General features: G+C 64.1%; 13 protein-coding genes and 1 pseudogene. 5 read left to right on the top strand and 9 right to left on the bottom strand.

Features of this window, described 5'->3' with window-relative positions; translation table 11 throughout:
* Positions 1–168: 168 nt before the first annotated feature.
* Positions 169–723, bottom strand: a complete 555-nt coding sequence (gene rsmD, locus HAP54_RS21165; protein WP_166303517.1) for a 16S rRNA (guanine(966)-N(2))-methyltransferase RsmD — start codon at positions 721–723, stop codon at positions 169–171.
* Positions 724–729: 6 nt separating this feature from the next.
* Positions 730–2,880, bottom strand: coding sequence for a pseudouridine synthase (locus HAP54_RS21160; protein WP_166303514.1), 2,151 nt, complete (start codon positions 2,878–2,880; stop codon positions 730–732).
* Positions 2,881–3,007: 127 nt separating this feature from the next.
* Between HAP54_RS21160 and HAP54_RS21155 the strand changes: the two genes are divergently transcribed.
* Positions 3,008–3,466: a nucleoside deaminase gene (locus HAP54_RS21155; protein ID WP_166303511.1), complete on the top strand. Its 459-nt coding sequence runs from the start codon at positions 3,008–3,010 to the stop codon at positions 3,464–3,466.
* A gap of 145 nt (positions 3,467–3,611) precedes the next feature.
* Here the strand turns inward: HAP54_RS21155 and HAP54_RS21150 are convergent, their stop codons facing one another.
* Positions 3,612–4,517, bottom strand: a complete 906-nt coding sequence (locus HAP54_RS21150; RefSeq protein ID WP_166303505.1) for an alpha/beta fold hydrolase — start codon at positions 4,515–4,517, stop codon at positions 3,612–3,614.
* Between the two features lie 123 nt (positions 4,518–4,640).
* Between HAP54_RS21150 and HAP54_RS21145 the strand changes: the two genes are divergently transcribed.
* On the top strand, positions 4,641–5,873 hold the full coding sequence (locus HAP54_RS21145; protein ID WP_166303502.1) for an acyl-CoA dehydrogenase family protein: 1,233 nt from the start codon (positions 4,641–4,643) through the stop codon (positions 5,871–5,873).
* A 123-nt stretch (positions 5,874–5,996) separates the two neighbouring features.
* Here HAP54_RS21145 and purD read toward each other — a convergent pair whose 3' ends face one another.
* The 4 genes from purD to HAP54_RS21125 form a co-directional block, all read right to left on the bottom strand.
* Entirely contained in the window at positions 5,997–7,274 is a 1,278-nt protein-coding gene (gene purD / locus HAP54_RS21140) for a phosphoribosylamine--glycine ligase (RefSeq protein WP_166303499.1), read from the bottom strand.
* 109 nt (positions 7,275–7,383) lie between these two features.
* Positions 7,384–7,683 carry a winged helix-turn-helix domain-containing protein gene (locus tag HAP54_RS21135; protein WP_166303496.1) on the bottom strand — a complete coding sequence of 100 codons (300 nt, stop codon included), beginning with the start codon at positions 7,681–7,683 and terminating at the stop codon, positions 7,384–7,386.
* A gap of 4 nt (positions 7,684–7,687) precedes the next feature.
* The gene (locus HAP54_RS21130) at positions 7,688–8,239 is read right to left on the bottom strand and encodes a hypothetical protein (protein ID WP_166303493.1); all 552 of its coding nucleotides are present in this window, start codon (positions 8,237–8,239) and stop codon (positions 7,688–7,690) included.
* Complete coding sequence (locus HAP54_RS21125) at positions 8,236–8,778, bottom strand: DUF2306 domain-containing protein (RefSeq protein WP_166303490.1); 543 nt, start codon at positions 8,776–8,778, stop codon at positions 8,236–8,238. Before HAP54_RS21125 ends, HAP54_RS21130 begins: the two co-directional genes overlap by 4 nt.
* 150 nt (positions 8,779–8,928) lie before the next feature.
* Between HAP54_RS21125 and xseA the strand changes: the two genes are divergently transcribed.
* Entirely contained in the window at positions 8,929–10,554 is a 1,626-nt protein-coding gene (gene xseA / locus HAP54_RS21120; protein ID WP_166303487.1) for an exodeoxyribonuclease VII large subunit, read from the top strand.
* On the opposite strand, the pseudogene HAP54_RS21115 reads toward xseA, so the two are convergent.
* Positions 10,551–10,904 (bottom strand): annotated as a pseudogene (locus HAP54_RS21115) (dienelactone hydrolase family protein); the annotation flags it as partial. The gene xseA and the pseudogene HAP54_RS21115 sit on opposite strands and share 4 nt — an antisense overlap.
* A gap of 63 nt (positions 10,905–10,967) precedes the next feature.
* Here HAP54_RS21115 and HAP54_RS21110 point away from each other — a divergent pair.
* Positions 10,968–12,299, top strand: coding sequence for an IS1182 family transposase (locus HAP54_RS21110; protein WP_166297236.1), 1,332 nt, complete (start codon positions 10,968–10,970; stop codon positions 12,297–12,299).
* 381 nt (positions 12,300–12,680) lie between these two features.
* Here HAP54_RS21110 and HAP54_RS21105 read toward each other — a convergent pair whose 3' ends face one another.
* On the bottom strand, positions 12,681–13,406 hold the full coding sequence (locus tag HAP54_RS21105) for a LuxR family transcriptional regulator (RefSeq protein WP_166308198.1): 726 nt from the start codon (positions 13,404–13,406) through the stop codon (positions 12,681–12,683).
* Positions 13,407–14,372: 966 nt separating this feature from the next.
* Between HAP54_RS21105 and HAP54_RS21100 the strand changes: the two genes are divergently transcribed.
* A complete protein-coding gene (locus HAP54_RS21100; RefSeq protein WP_156929091.1) occupies positions 14,373–14,630 on the top strand; it encodes a hypothetical protein in 258 nt (85 codons plus the stop codon).
* Positions 14,631–14,939: the final 309 nt, after the last annotated feature.

Below are 14,939 nucleotides of genomic sequence, written 5' to 3'. Positions count from 1 at the left end.
CGCCTTCGCTAAAGCTTCGGCGTGCCTGGGATCATAGGCCTCGTCGAAGCCTTGGCGTAGACGGGACCGAGCGATCCAGTACGCCACGGCGATCGTGATCAGTCGAGAGGCCTCGGCGTACTGGATCACCCGCATGCGCGGGTGATGACAGCACATCAAGCGGTAACATCACGGCCTGCGCAAAAACACGAACTCCGTGTCGTCATACGCACGCCGCTCGAGCTCCTCGAAACCCGCGGGCGGCGCGAACGCTGCGGCCTTCGCCTCCTCGACCACGAGCAGCGCGCCCGGCGTCAGCCAGCCGCCATCGCGCAGCGAGGCGAGCGCCTTGTCCGCGAGCCCCTTACCGTAGGGCGGATCGAGAAACACCAGCGAGAACGGCTCGACCGGATGCGCCGGTCCGAGATCGGTGGCATCGCGGCGATAGACCTTGGTCGTGCCGCCAAGCCCGAGCGACTCGACATTGTTGCGCAGCAGCGCCCGCGCCTCGGCGCCATTGTCGACGAACAGCGTGAACTTCGCGCCGCGCGAGACGGCCTCGATACCGAGCGCACCGGTGCCGGCAAACAGGTCGAGCACGCGCGCGTCCGCGATCGGATTGTCGTAGGCGTGGATCAGGATGTTGAACACGGACTCGCGCAGGCGATCCGCGGTCGGGCGGATCTCGCGGCCCGACGGCGACGCGAGATTGCGGCCCTTCAGCCTGCCCCCGACGACGCGCATCGACCGTTACTCGTCCTTCGGCGTGAGATCGCGCTTGCCGTGATAGCCGCGCTTGGGACGGCGCGGCGGGCCGTAGCCGCTGGCCTCGTCCTCGTTGCGCGCGCGGGCTTCCTCGCTGCCGGTGCGCTGCACCAGCACGCGGCGGCCCTTGCGGTCATTGATCACCGCCCGCTTCGCCACCGGCTTGGACGGCTTGCGCGTATCGTCACCGTCGCCGGCGTCGCGCTGCTCCGGCCGCGCGAAATCGGCGCCCGCGACCTTGGCGATCTTCTCGCCGAGCTGTTCGCGCAGCACCTGCGTCTTGACCTCCTCGACCTTACCCTCCTCGAGCTCGCCGAGTTGGAACGGACCGTAGGAGATCCGGATCAGCCGGTTCACCTCGAGCCCGAGATGCGCCATCACGTTGCGCACCTCGCGGTTCTTGCCCTCACGGATCGCGAACACCACCCAGACGTTGGAGCTCTGGTCGCGCTCCAGCGTTGCATCGATCGGCCCGTATTTGACACCGTCGACCTCGACGCCGTTCTTGAGCTGGTCGAGCTGGCCCTGCGTCACCTCGCCATGCGCGCGCACGCGGTAGCGGCGCAGCCATCCGGTGTCGGGATGCTCCAGCGTCCGCGCCAGCCCGCCGTCATTGGTCAGCAGCAGCAGGCCCTCGGTGTTGAAATCGAGCCGGCCGATCGAGATCAGCCGCGGCAGGCCCTCGGGCAGATTGTCGAACACGGTCGGCCGTCCCTCGGGATCGGCATGCGTCGTCATCAGCCCGCGCGGCTTGTGATACATGAACAACCGCGTCCGCTCGCGCGGCGGCAACGGCTTGCCGTCGACCGCCACGACATCGTTGTCGGTGATATCGAGCGCCGGCGAATTGATCACGCGTCCGTTGACGGTGACGCGCCCCTGGGTGACGATCTCTTCGGCATCGCGGCGCGAGGCGAGACCGGCGCGTGCCAATACCTTGGCGATGCGCTCGCCGGATTTCTTCGGCTTCGGCTCGGGACGCTCGCGGCGATCGTCGTAGGAACGTTCACGATAGGCGCCGCGGCCGCCGAAGGCCGGACGCTTCGCAAAAATCTCGCCGTCGTTTTCATTGTCGCGGCGCGGGCGATCGCCGAAACGGCCCTCGCTGCGCGGATGCTCCTGCCAGTCGGTGCGGCCTTCGGGCCGTTCGCGTCGGCGCTCGCCGCCTTCCTCGTCACGACTCCAGCGCGGCCGGCTGAACTTCGGCCGCTCATGACGGTCACCTTGCTCGCGATCGTCGCGGGAACGCGAGAACCTGGGCCGCTCGCCGCCGCGATCATCGCGCGGCTTGTCGTAACGCGGCTTGTCGAAATTGCGCGGGCCGTCGCGGAACGGACGCGAACCACGCTCGGGACGATCGGAGCCGCCCTCGCGCTTCTGCCACGGCTTGGATTCGCCGCGCGGCGGCCGATCGCCAAAGTCCTTGCGCGGGCCGCGGTCACCACGATCACGATCGCCCCCGCGATCCGCCGCACCGCGCTTGAACTTGCTGTCGCCGCCGAATTTCCGTTCGGGCCGATCGCCGCCGCGCGAAGGACGGTCGCCAAACGATCGCTCGCCACGCGGCGTATAGGGCCGCTTCTCGCCGTCACGCTCGCGCGCTGCGTAAGGCTTCTTGTCACCGAACTTCCGATCGGAAAAGCGCCCCGCCGCGCGGGCGTCATCGCGATCGCGACGCGGCGCGCGGTCGTCGCGATTGTAGTTCGGGCGGTCGCCACGGGGGGGGTAGGGGCGCTTTTCGCCGCCGCGGTCGTCGCGCGGCTTGAACGTGCGCTTCTCGGCATCGCCGCCGCGATCAAATCTCGGCCGGTCGCCACGCGGCTTGAAGCTGCGCTTCTCGCCGTCGCCGTCACGCGGGGGACGATCGCCACGGGGACGATCGTCCCGGTTGAACCTCGGCTTGTCGCCGAACTCGCGGCGCGGCGGACGGTCCTCGCGGTCGCCGCGATAGGGCCGCTTCTCGCCATCGCCCTTGCCGGCAAACTTCTTGTCGCCAAAGCCGCGCTTGGCGAATTTCTTGTCCGGTCCACGGGCAGCGCCGGAGCGGCCCTTGCCGCCGCCGGCGCGGCCTTGACCACCGCCGGGCCGATCACGCCGGCCGCGGGAATCGTTGTTTTTGTCGCTGTCGCGGGGCATGAATAATCTCGCTGGACGTTCAATTGGGGTGCAAGGGGACGGGCCGTACGCGCCTGTTGGCAGCGCATTTGACGCAAAACCGGCATCCACTTTTGCTGAAGGCGAAGCTACTAGCAGGTTTCTGGCAATGATACGAGGCATGACAGCCCCTTCTTTCATGGATTTGGCGCTGAAAACGGCCGAAAACGCCGGAAAATCGGGCGAAGTTCCGATCGGATGCGTGATTGTTAGGGGTTACGAGGTGATCGCCACCGCCGGTAACCGCACCCTGACCGACCGCGACCCCACCGCCCATGCCGAAATCCTGGCGATCCGGCAGGCCGCGGACGCGATCGGCACCGAACGGCTGGTCGACTGCGACCTCTACGTGACGCTGGAGCCCTGCACCATGTGCGCCGGCGCGATCTCGTTTGCCCGCATCCGCCGGCTGTATTACGGCGCCGCCGACCCCAAGGGCGGTGCGGTCGAGTCAGGTGTGCGGTTCTTCGCGCAGCCGACCTGCCACCACGTGCCTGAGGTCTATGGCGCCGTCGGCGAGCGTGAGGCCGCGCGCCTCTTGCGCGAGTTCTTCAGGGAGCGGCGCTGACGAACTTGTAGCCGAGTATCCATCCCCGTCATCCTGAGGTGCGAGCTCTTGCGAGCCTCGAAGGATGCACGGCCACCGGCCGGGCCGATTCATCCTTCGAGGCTCGCAAGAGCTCGCACCTCAGGATGACGGTACGCGCACCGCATTATCCCGCCAGGAAAAACTCCCGCAGCAGCTTCGCCGTTGCGTCGGGAGCTTCCTCGGGCAGAAAATGCCCTGACGCCACCGGCGCGCCGGTCACATTGGTCGCCCAGTTCTTCCAGGTGTCGAGCGGCGTCGTTGCGGCGCTGGCAACCCCCGCATCGCCCCACAACGCCAGCATCGGGATCGTGATCTTCTTGCCGGCGTCGACATCGGCCTTGTCGATCTCGTAGTCGGCATAGGCGCCGGCACGATAGTCCTCGCACATTGCATGGATGCGGGCGGGATCGCGGAACGGCGCGAGGTAATGCTCGAGCGCGCGCGGATCGATGGCATCGAGCGTCTTGCTCCTGGTCTGGCTCGCCATCTTCTCCTTGAGGAAGAATTCGCCGTGGCCGGAGATCAGCGTCTCCGGCAGCGGATAAGGCTGCGCCAGGAAGGCCCAGTGGTAGATCTTCAGCGCCGAGAGGCGATTGAGCTTCTGCCAGTAATCATAGGTCGGCGCGATATCGAGCACCGCGAGCTTCGACAGCCGACCGGGATGGTCGAGCGCGAGCCGATACGACACCCGGCCGCCGCGGTCGTGACCGGCAAGTGCGAAATGCACATGGCCGAGCCGCTCCATCACCTCGACCATGGTTTTCGCCCAGACCCGCTTGGTGTAGGGCGTATGGTCCTTGTCGCTGTCCGGCATGTCGGACCAGCCATAGCCCGGCAGGTCGGCAATGATCAGCGTGAACTTGTCGTCGAGTTTCGGCGCCACCGTGTGCCACATCACATGGGTCGAGGAGAACCCGTGCAGCAACAGCAGCGGCGGCCCCTTGCCGCCGACGCGGGCGAAGATGCGGCCCTGCGAGGTGTTGACCCATTCGGAGGCATAGCCGGGAAAAAGATCAGCGAGATCAGGCATCGGTGGCTCCCTTCCCTGTCGCGGCCGCGCTGCTTCAAACTTTGTTCGGCGTTGCCGCTGCTTTCGGCGAGGTTTATGCCATCCTCAAGCCAAGCCAACAACAACATGAAACGAGGAAGTGCCATGTCGATCGATTTCGAGATTCCAGCCGAAGCCAAGGCGATCCGCGAGAAGGTCCGCAAATTCGTCCACGACGAGTGCATTCCGGCGGAAAAGGAACTCGACACCAAGCCGCTTGCCGAGGTGCTGGGGCCGCTGCGCAAGAAGGCCCGCGCGCAGGGTCTGTGGTGCCCCTTCGTGCCGAAGGAGTATGGCGGTATGGGCCTCGGCCCGCTGGCGAACGCGCTGGTGCAGATGGAGCTCGGCGAGAGCATGCTCGGCGCGCTCTCGATGAACACACAGGGGCCGGACGACGCCTCGATGATGACGATCCTGGCGCACGGCACCGAGTATCAGAAGGAAAAATTCCTTAAACCCCTGTTGAACGGCGAGAAGCGCATCTGCTTTTCAATGACGGAAAAGGCCGCCGGCGCCGACGCCACCGGCATGCAGACCACGGCGGTGAAGGACGGCAACGAGAATTACATCCTCAACGGTGAGAAATGGTTCTCGTCGTCGGCGAGCGTCGCCGACATGGCGCTGGTGATGGCGAAGACCGATCCGAACGCGCCGCGCCACAAGCAATACTCGACCTTCATCGTCGAGCTGCCGAATCCCGGCTACCGCATCAAGCGCAACGTCGCGAACATGGCGATCGAGGGTCCGCACGACGACGTGATCCATGGCGGCCACTCCGAGATCGAGATCAAGGATCTGAAGGTGCCGGCCGACAATCTGCTCGGCGGCGAGGGCAACGGCTTCAACATGGGCCAGCACCGCCTCGCCTACGGCCGGCTGCGGCACGGCATGCACAACGTCGCCAAGGCGCAGCGCGCGCTCGACATGGCGGCGTCCCATGTCACCAAGCGCTCGACCTTCGGGCAGTTGCTGGCCGACCGCCAGGCGGTGCAGTTCATGCTCGCCGACTGCGCGAGCGAGCTCTATATCGGCCGGCTGATGCTGCTGCACATCGCCTACAAGGCGGAGAAGGGCCTCGATATCCGCCAGGAGAACTCGATCGCGAAGATCTTCCACGCCCACATGGTGCACAAGGTGATCGACACCGCGATCCAGCTCCACGGTGCACTCGGCTTCAGCCAGGATACGCCGCTGGCGAAATGGTACACCCAGGTGCGCTCGCAGCGGCTGGTCGACGGCCCCGACGAGGTGCACAAGTGGAAGATCGGCAAGAACGTCATCAAGGCGTTCCGCGAGCACGGCACCACCGCATCAGCGGCGGGCGGGGATTTGCTCTGACCCACTTCGTCATTCCGGGGCGGCGCAACGCGGCGAACCCGGAATCTCGAGCTGAGGGACGACGGTGCTTACAACATCGAGATTCCGGATCGACGCGCGATGCGCGTCGTCCGGAATGACGAGTTAGCCCCTCTCCGCCTCCACCGCCTGCCACCCAATATCGCGCCGGCAGAATCCGTCGGGCCATTTGATGCGATCGACCGCCTGATAGGCGCGGTCGCGCGCCTCGGTGACCGTCGTGGCCATCGCGCAGACGTTCAGCACCCGCCCACCATTGGCGAGAATGGCGCCGTCCTTGGCAACCGTGCCGGCGTGGAAGATCTCGACGCCCTCGACTTTGGCGGCGTCATCAAGGCCTTCGATCCGCGTGCCCTTGATGTAGTCGCCGGGATAGCCCTTCGCCGCCATCACGACCGTTAGCGCCGGTTCGTCGTACCAACGCAGATCGAAATGTTTCAGCTGCCCCTCGCAGGCGGCATGCAGCGCCGGCACGATGTCCGACATCATCCGCAGCATCAGCACCTGGCATTCGGGATCGCCGAAGCGGACATTGTATTCGAACAGTTTTGGGCCCTGCGCGGTCAGCATCACGCCGGCATAGAGCACGCCCTTGAACGGCGTACCGCGACTCTTCATCCCGGCGACGGTCGGCAGGATGATCCGCGCCATGATCTGGTCATGCACCTCGGGCGTCACGAACGGCGTCGGCGAGTAGGCGCCCATGCCGCCGGTGTTCGGTCCCTGATCGTGATCGAACACGCGCTTGTGGTCTTGCGCCGAGGCCAGCGGAATCGCGGTCTCGCCGTCGCACAGCGCGAAGAAGCTGATCTCGCGGCCGGAGAGGAATTCCTCGATCACGACCTCGGCGCCGGCCGAGCCGAACGCGCCCTCGAACATCATCGCGATCGCAGCTTCCGCCTCGAGTAGCGTCTGCGCCACCACGACGCCCTTGCCGGCCGCAAGCCCGTCCGCCTTGACCACGATCGGCGCCCCCTGCGCGCGGACATAGGCGACCGCGTCCTTCGCATTGTCGAAGCGGCGATAGGCGCCGGTCGGAATGTTGAACTCGCTGCAGAGGTCTTTTGTGAAACCCTTGGAGCCCTCGAGCTGGGCGGCCTGCTTATTGGGCCCGAATGCCTTGATGTCGACGGCGGCGAGATCGTCGACGATGCCGGCGGCGAGCGGCGTCTCGGGGCCGACCACGACCAGATCGACCGCGTTGCGCCGGCAGAATTCGATCACAGCGGCATGGTCGGCGACATCGAGCGCGACGCATTCCGCCTCGCGTGCGATCCCGGCATTGCCCGGCGCGCACCACAGTTTCGTCACCAGCGGGGATGCTGCGATCTTCCACGCCAGCGCATGTTCGCGGCCGCCGGAACCGAGCAAAAGGATGTTCATCTGATACGGGCTCGAAAGGGTGCAAGAAACGGGTGCAAGACCCGTGTCGGTCGCACGAATCCCCGCCGGCCTGCAAGGGGCGAGGCGGCCGATTCCCCGTCATTCCGGCTCACGGCTGCTTGCCGGCGATGATCTCCTGCAAGGTCGCGACATGGCGGGCGAAGGCGCCACGGCCGGCCGCGGTCGCGGTCACCGTGGTCTGCGGCTTCTTGCCTACGAAGGCCTTGTCGACCGAGACATAGCCGGCCCTCGCCAGCGTCTCGATATGGGCGCCGAGATTGCCGTCGGTGGCGCCCGTCAGCTTCTTCAGCCGGGCGAATTCGAGCCCGGTCGAGACCGGCAAGGCGTTGAGCGCCGCCATGATCCGCAGCCGCAGCGGCTGGTGGATGATCTCGTCGAGTTCGGCCATCGCGTTAGATCCGGCGCATCCAGAGGCCGCCGAGCATCAGCCCGCCGCCATGCACCACCGCCATCCATAACAGGAACGCCGGCCCGATATAGTAGTAGCCGATCAGCGTCAGCGCGCTGGTGCAGGCCGCGATCACGATGAAGGCGTAACCGAACCACACGCCGGCGATGGCGTAAAACAGCATGCCGTAGAGCACCCAGAACACGATCATCTGGCGCGGTCCGAAATGGCCCAGCATGACCGAACAGTAGACGCCGAATACGCTGATCAGCAGGAAGCTGATCGTCGAACGGATCGGAAAGGTGCGATTGCCGGAGCGGAGGTTGATGACGAAGCCAACCGCGGTGCTGATCGCAAGGCCGCTGAGATTGGTGACGGTCCAGATCGTGTAACCCTGCCGGGGCCAGAGATGGTTGGCGATGTAGGCCACGAATAGCAGCACGCCCCACAGCGTGATGATGATGCTCGCGATCTGATAGATCCGCGACTGACGGACGCGCTGGACGACGTCGTTGATGTCGGCCAGCGCCGCGCTGGCCTGCTTGCTGTCGATCATATCGGCGCCCCACCCTGCTCGGCGAGCTGGGCGGACACCGGCGGCGCTTCCGCCGGCGGGCGATATTTGCCGATCAGGATATAGCCGATCGTCATCGTCACGATCGACAGGACGAGAGCGGTCAGCCCAATTTGCCCGCGCGTCATCGGCGGCAGCAGACGCACCACGATTTCCGTCGACGCCGCCGACATCAGCGACACATAGGACCAGGAGATGAAGTAGTAGTGCTTCAGTTTCCAGTTGGCCGGCCGCGGGCTGCGCAGCAGCGGAACAATCGCTGCCACGATGCAGGCGAAGTTCACGATCGCGCCAACATGGAACAGGTTGAAGCGGCCGCTGAACTGATAGACCAGCATCGCCGTCCCGTCGGCGACCAGCATGGCGTAGACGTAGAGATAGCCGCGCGCCCGGTGGCCCGCACCGCGCTTCGGGCGCAGGAACTGGATCAGCCCGACACCGATGCAAAGGGTTGCCACAACGGCATGCACCGCGCCCGCCGCGGAATGGACAAAACCTGCCAACGTGACATGCGGGATCATCGGTCTGCCCCCCAAACGAGGATCGTCATCGGCTTTATGCAGAGAACTCTGTATCACAGAGTATATGAACAAACAAGCCCTCGGATTGGCGATGTCCCGCAAAAGTCCCTACGTTGCGTTGAAGCTCACAAACAGCCGAATCACCTGCAAATGACTGCTGCCGCGCCTAATCTCGTCAACGCGCCTGAATTCACCGTCTCGGAACTCTCCTCCGCGCTGAAGCGGACGGTGGAGGACCGGTTCGGCCATGTCCGCGTCCGCGGCGAGATTTCCGGCTTTCGCGGCCCGCACTCCTCCGGCCACTGCTATTTCGCGCTGAAGGACGAGAGCGCCAAGATCGAGGCGGTGATCTGGAAGTTCGCCCACGCCCGCATGCGCTTCAAGCCGCAGGAAGGGCTCGAGGTCATCGCCACCGGCAAGCTGACCACCTATCCGAACTCCTCGAAATACCAGATCGTCATCGATTCGCTGGAACCGGCCGGCGTCGGCGCGCTGATGGCGCTGATGGAGGAGCGCAAAAAGAAGCTCGCGGCCGAAGGCCTGTTCGACGAGGCGCGCAAGCAGCTGCTGCCGTGGCTGCCGGAGGTGATCGGCGTCGTCACCTCGCCGACCGGCGCGGTGATCCGCGACATCCTGCATCGCCTCGAGGACCGCTTTCCCCGCCGCGTCCTGGTCTGGCCGGTCAAGGTGCAGGGCGACGGCTCGGCCGAGCAGGTCGCGACCGCGATCCGCGGCTTCAACGCGCTGCCGGAAGGCGGCAGGATTCCGCGGCCCGATCTGTTGATTGTCGCGCGCGGCGGCGGCTCGCTCGAGGACCTCTGGTCATTTAACGAGGAGATCGTGGTCCGCGCCGCAGCCGAGAGCCATATCCCGCTGATCTCGGCGGTGGGTCACGAGACTGATATCACGCTGATCGACTTCGTCGCCGACAAGCGCGCGCCGACGCCGACCGCCGCCGCCGAAATGGCGGTGCCGGTGCGCAGCGAGCTGTTCGTCGAGGTCGAAAGCCTCGCCCGCCGCACCATGGTGTGCTGGCAACGGGCCCAGGAGGCCCGCCGCACCGAGCTGCGCGCCGCGGCGCGTGCGTTGCCGGCGGCGAACGAGCTGCTGGCGATCCCGCGGCAACGGCTCGATCATCTCGGAGCCGGGCTGCCGCGCGGGCTGAAGGCCAATACGCACGCGCATTTCCGCCGCTTTGCCGCGACGAGCTCCCGGCTCACCATCGGCGTGCTGCGCGGCCAGGTCGCGCATGCCAGGCAGCGGCTCACCGTCTCGGGCGAGCGCATCACGCTGTCGGCGCGCGCGCTGCTGCATCGCCGGCGCGAGCGTTTTGGCGGGCTCGAGATCCGGCTCAAGGCCTCGAAGCTCGCCAATGCCAAGGCCCAACGCAACGCGATCGCGCGCGATCTCGAGCGCACCCACCGCCTCGCCGAACGCGCCCGGCGCGCGCTGCTGACGACGATGCAGCGGCTGGAGGCGCGGGTCGCCCATCGCGGCCAGCTGCTGTCGGCGCTGTCCTATCGGGGCGTGCTGGCGCGCGGCTTTGCGCTGGTGCGCGACGATCAGGGCCACGCACTCCATTCCGCCGCGGCAGTCGGCCCGAACGCCGGCCTTTCGATCGAATTCGCCGATGGCCGCGTCGCCGCCACCGTGAATGCCGATCAGCCGCCGGCGACGGTGGCGCCCGAGAGCCAGGGCAAGCCGCAGCCGCGCGAGGCAAAACCCGCTGCGCCGAAGCGGGTCGCAAAGCCAGTCGATCAGGGCAGCCTGTTTTAGCGCGCCAGCCACTCGGCGACTTGCTTCTGCGCACCCTTGCGCGCGTCCGCATCAGTGCCGATGTGACCGCGCTCGGCGATGTCGGCATCGGAGGCGGCGACCGCGTGCAGCGGCAGGTTGGCACGGTCGAAGTCGTGATACGCCTCGGGATAGACCACGATCCGCGCCAGCGCGCTGCGGCCATGCGCGGCCTCGACCATCTGGTGGCAGGCCGATGGCGATGTGACATCGTCGCGCGCGCCGATCAACACCAGCGTCGGCACCCGCGCGCTCCAGCCGAGACCGAACGAGGCGCGGCAATCCGGATAGAACGCGACCGCCGAGCGGAAATCCGGCTCGGCATTGCGCGACCCTAGGAGCTTGTCTGGATAGTCGCTGTTCAAATCTGGTCGGGTCTGATTCAACATTGGGCGATGAGCAAGTATTTTCGGCCTTGGAACATCGATCAGACGCTGCTTCTGCCGCCGAATGTGCAGGACTTCGTGCCGAAAGGCCATGTCTCGCGGTTTATGGTTGATCTGGTGCGGGAGAGCCTCGATCTCAGGGAGATCATGGGCAGCTATGTGAGCGGGCTTGGGCAGCCGCCGTTTGATCCGCGGATGATGGTGGCGCTGCTGCATAGCTATGCGAGTGGGCTGTATTCGTCGCGTCGGATTGCCAAGGCCTGCCGGGAGCGGAACGATTTTGTGATGATCGTGGCGCTGGATGCGCCGGATTTTCGGACGATCAGCGACTTTCGCAAGCGACATTTGAAGGCGCTCGGCGCGCTATTCGTGCAGGTTCTGAAGTTGTGCGAGACGGCCGGGCTGGTCAAGCTCGGTCATGTCGCGCTGGATGGTACGAAGATCAAGGCGAACGCGTCGAAACACAAGGCGATGAGTTATGAGCGCATGAAGAAGCGCGAGGCGGAATTGAAGGCCGAGGTCGCTCGCATGCTGGCGGCCGCCGAGGCGGCGGATGCCTCGGAGGATGAGACTTTCGGCAACAGCGACGAACTGCCGGACTGGACCGTCGACAAGCAGAAACGGCTGGCGAAGATCCAGCAAGCGATGGCGGCGCTGGAAGCGGACGCCAAACTGGCGGCGGAGGAAGAGCGCCGCATCGAGGCCGAAAAGGAACAGCAGCGCCAGGCCGAAGGCCGCAAGAAGCCGGGCAAACCGGCGGCGCTGCCATCGGAGGAACCCAATCCCAAGGCGCAACGCAACTTCACCGATCCGGAAAGCCGCATCATGAAGTCGAAGGATGGCTTCGTTCAGGCCTATAATGCCCAGGCGGCCGTCGATGCACATGCCCAGATCATTGTCGCGCAAGAACTGACCCAGCACGGCAGCGATCAGGGCCAGTTGGTGCCCCTGATCGAGGCCATCGAGAGCAATCTTGGCCGCAAGCCGCGGCAGGCCTCAGCGGATTCCGGCTACTGCAGCGAAGCCAATCTCGAAGCGCTCGACACACGCAGCATCGATGGCTATGTCGCGCCCGGACGCGCCAAGCACCCGACAGTAGCGAACGGAAAAGTCGGCGGCCCGCTGACACAGGCCATGCGAAAGAAGATCGACGATGGCGGCTTCGAAACACCCTACCGATTGCGAAAGCAAGTGGTGGAGCCGGTGTTCGGGCAGATCAAACAGGCAAGAGGCTTCCGCCAGTTCCTGTTGCGGGGCATCGAGAAAGTGCGCGCCGAGTGGACAATGATCTGCACCGTCCATAACCTCCTCAAGCTGTTCAACCTCGCAAACGCAGCCTGAGCCTGCTACTCTACAACAAATGCCCGTCACGAAAACATATCTGGACGGGCTCCTAGGCGATCGTATTGAAGCGATGCTTCGAGCGACACGTTGTTGTTGGGGGCGTCGGCATCACGACCAATACGATGCGGCGATGTCTCAAAGGCGGAGCGTTGGACGAGCCGCTTCTGTACTCGCCCCGCGGGTCTGGGGATCTCATCAGTTCCGCACGCATTACCTTTTCAAGGGCCTTTTCATCCGACATTGGCACGTAGCGGATCCGAAGTTGACGCGGCGTCAGATTTCAATGCGCTTTTTCCCGATCGATCGTTGCGCGGCAGTTTCGGTGGCAAGCGCCACATTGAAAGTTGTGAAACAGCCGGCGTTTGCTCCCAGCTGGTATCAAAGGACATTGAGTCGAACGGCCATGATGGCGGCCTGGATTCGACTCGTCGAGCCCAGCTTTCGCATCACATTCTTAATATGAAAGTTCACAGTATTCTCGCTGATTTGCAAGATGATCCCGATTTCCCACGACGATTTACCCTCGGCCACCCACCGTATGCAGCTGGTTTCCCGCTGTGACAGCGCAACTTTCCTGTCGCAGTCAGCATCCGCGCGGCGCGCGATTTCGCCATAGGCAGTGTGAAATTGCCAAGCCAGAGCGTTGAGGTGACTGATGCAATGCTGAGGATCAATATCCTCTGATAGAGACGCAAACGAGGCGACAGATACCCGGCCCAGCGGACCAAACAATGGCACGCTCATACCATGCTTCAGACCTGCCTCTCTAGCCTCGTCAAGCACCCGTCTTTCGTCCGGCTGAAGTTGATATTGTTGGCCGAGCTGATCCCACAGATAAGGCCGCGAAAGCAGCGGAGTGCGCCGGACCACCGGATCGATGGTATGGTACTTGCGTTTAAAATAGCGGTCGCACCAGTCTATTGGCCATTTCACGGCTACGGTCGGGGGTGGGTAGTCCGCCAGCCGAAGTGGCTCGACGAAGTTGAGAGATCCATAGGAAACTTCAGTAAAGCCCTCCTGGCTCGCACAGCTTACAAGAAGGTCGAACAGGGCTCTGAGAGAATGTGTCCGGTTTGCGCATTCAGTGAAGCTAAAAAGATCCATAGGCGCCTCAGGACGCCCATCACCATCGGTGTTGGTGTGTTCGATTGCGCTTGTTTCAGGCGGAGCCAAGTTTCTTTCCATGACCTGAACTCTTGGGTTGCTCTTCGTCAAGGCCGGAGCGCTCGGATGCTGCGCCAGATCTGCCATTGCCGAACTTGTCCCCCTCCCGTCCGCTGTGGTCGCGTGACGCATCCTTCAAACATTGCGAGGTGCCGCCGCTATCCTTGATCAAAGGTTGAACCGCACGCGGCAACCGCCGCGCCGATGCCCCCTCAATATGGTCTGTCCGGCTCATCCGATGATGCATGGGCACATTGACGATTGCCCAGCTCGCCCTGGGTTGGGGGGGCCGGCCCGCGGCTAAAACGTCGGCTCTGCTCAGACTGGGCCGTATGAAACCGATGTCCCACCGAATGAAGCTTCGCCGCGCGATCCAGGTGAGATAGAGCACATCGATCGTTTTGGCGGCGCCAGGATCGAACTGCGCGGTGTGGTCATCGATCTTCTGCGTGCCAGTAACAACGACAGCAACCTTATTCTTCCTCCCAATCCAGCGAATTGGCGCCGTTAGCCCGTGAGTGGTCCTCTCCTTTCGACTGCCTCGAAGAGGTGATCGATGAGCTTTACGGGGTACTACCCGAGGCAGAAGGTAGCCGCCTAGCATCAGTGCCCCGTGTCGGACGGGGAAGGTCGGGCAGGTCCAGCGCGAATGGGTTGTGCCTGCAAATTTTGGCCGCGACGGCGGCGCAACTTTACATGCGCGGAGGCGCGAGGCTCGCGTGATGCAGACGACACTTTGCATACACATCTCCAGAAAGGAGAGGACGTGGCATCTGAACAGCAAGCGTCGTACCAATTGCCGGCCACGCGAAACCATCCGTCTGATCAATGGCTTGAAAGACGGACGACGCGTTCGCGCGCCTTAGGCACATTGAAGCGATCGCGACATCGGGAGGAAACGCGACAATGGCGCAGCACGAATCAATCGAGATCAGTCAGCCCAATTGCAGCTCTCTGCGCTGGAGCGAGCTGCTCGCGCTGCTGCTCACGCATTATACGCTTGAACGGCTCCATCGCATCCAGCATCCGCGAGGAACACCACCCGCTTGTCTTGAAGGGCGCGAAACTCATGCGCGATTGGCTCGAAGGTCCTCATTGTACCTATGCAGAGCCATCGATCTGCTCGAGTTTGGCGAAATCGATCCTATCGATAGTTCAAAGTGATCGGGGTCACGGCGACAGCTCGCAATTCGCGCCGCAACATAGGGGGACTCGACAGATCATTCTGCCCGAATTCGGCGAGCGCGAGACGCCGTCGAACCAAGGCGCCCCGACGCACTTTGCCGGGGTTGGAAGTGCGCCGGGTCCGCCCCAACATCATCAGTACATCCGTGATGATGCTTGTGGCAATGAGACAAGCAGCGTGGCGGAATTGAGGCTCGTCGATTGCTTTGACCTCCAGTCCGAATTGTTTTCATGCGCGCTCCCAGAAACTTGTATCGGACGTAGCGTCGGGTTGTACAATTCTCTATT

It is taken from the genome of Bradyrhizobium sp. 2S1 (genome assembly GCF_011516625.5).
GTDB classification, from domain to species: domain Bacteria; phylum Pseudomonadota; class Alphaproteobacteria; order Rhizobiales; family Xanthobacteraceae; genus Bradyrhizobium; species Bradyrhizobium septentrionale.
Note: the sequence above shows the minus strand (reverse complement) of the source record. Positions and strands in the feature narration are given on the sequence as shown.

Bases quoted from the DNA above. Each gene is read 5' to 3' on its own strand.
- rsmD (WP_166303517.1), bottom strand. From the start codon at position 723: ATGCGCGTCGTCGGGGGCAGGCTGAAGGGCCGCAATCTCGCGTCGCCG.
- HAP54_RS21160 (WP_166303514.1), bottom strand. From the start codon at position 2,880: ATGCCCCGCGACAGCGACAAAAACAACGATTCCCGCGGCCGGCGTGAT.
- HAP54_RS21155 (WP_166303511.1), top strand. From the start codon at position 3,008: ATGATACGAGGCATGACAGCCCCTTCTTTCATGGATTTGGCGCTGAAA.
- HAP54_RS21150 (WP_166303505.1), bottom strand. From the start codon at position 4,517: ATGCCTGATCTCGCTGATCTTTTTCCCGGCTATGCCTCCGAATGGGTC.
- HAP54_RS21145 (WP_166303502.1), top strand. From the start codon at position 4,641: ATGTCGATCGATTTCGAGATTCCAGCCGAAGCCAAGGCGATCCGCGAG.
- purD (WP_166303499.1), bottom strand. From the start codon at position 7,274: ATGAACATCCTTTTGCTCGGTTCCGGCGGCCGCGAACATGCGCTGGCG.
- HAP54_RS21135 (WP_166303496.1), bottom strand. From the start codon at position 7,683: ATGGCCGAACTCGACGAGATCATCCACCAGCCGCTGCGGCTGCGGATC.
- HAP54_RS21130 (WP_166303493.1), bottom strand. From the start codon at position 8,239: ATGATCGACAGCAAGCAGGCCAGCGCGGCGCTGGCCGACATCAACGAC.
- HAP54_RS21125 (WP_166303490.1), bottom strand. From the start codon at position 8,778: ATGATCCCGCATGTCACGTTGGCAGGTTTTGTCCATTCCGCGGCGGGC.
- xseA (WP_166303487.1), top strand. From the start codon at position 8,929: ATGACTGCTGCCGCGCCTAATCTCGTCAACGCGCCTGAATTCACCGTC.
- HAP54_RS21110 (WP_166297236.1), top strand. From the start codon at position 10,968: ATGAGCAAGTATTTTCGGCCTTGGAACATCGATCAGACGCTGCTTCTG.
- HAP54_RS21105 (WP_166308198.1), bottom strand. From the start codon at position 13,406: ATGGATCTTTTTAGCTTCACTGAATGCGCAAACCGGACACATTCTCTC.
- HAP54_RS21100 (WP_156929091.1), top strand. From the start codon at position 14,373: ATGGCGCAGCACGAATCAATCGAGATCAGTCAGCCCAATTGCAGCTCT.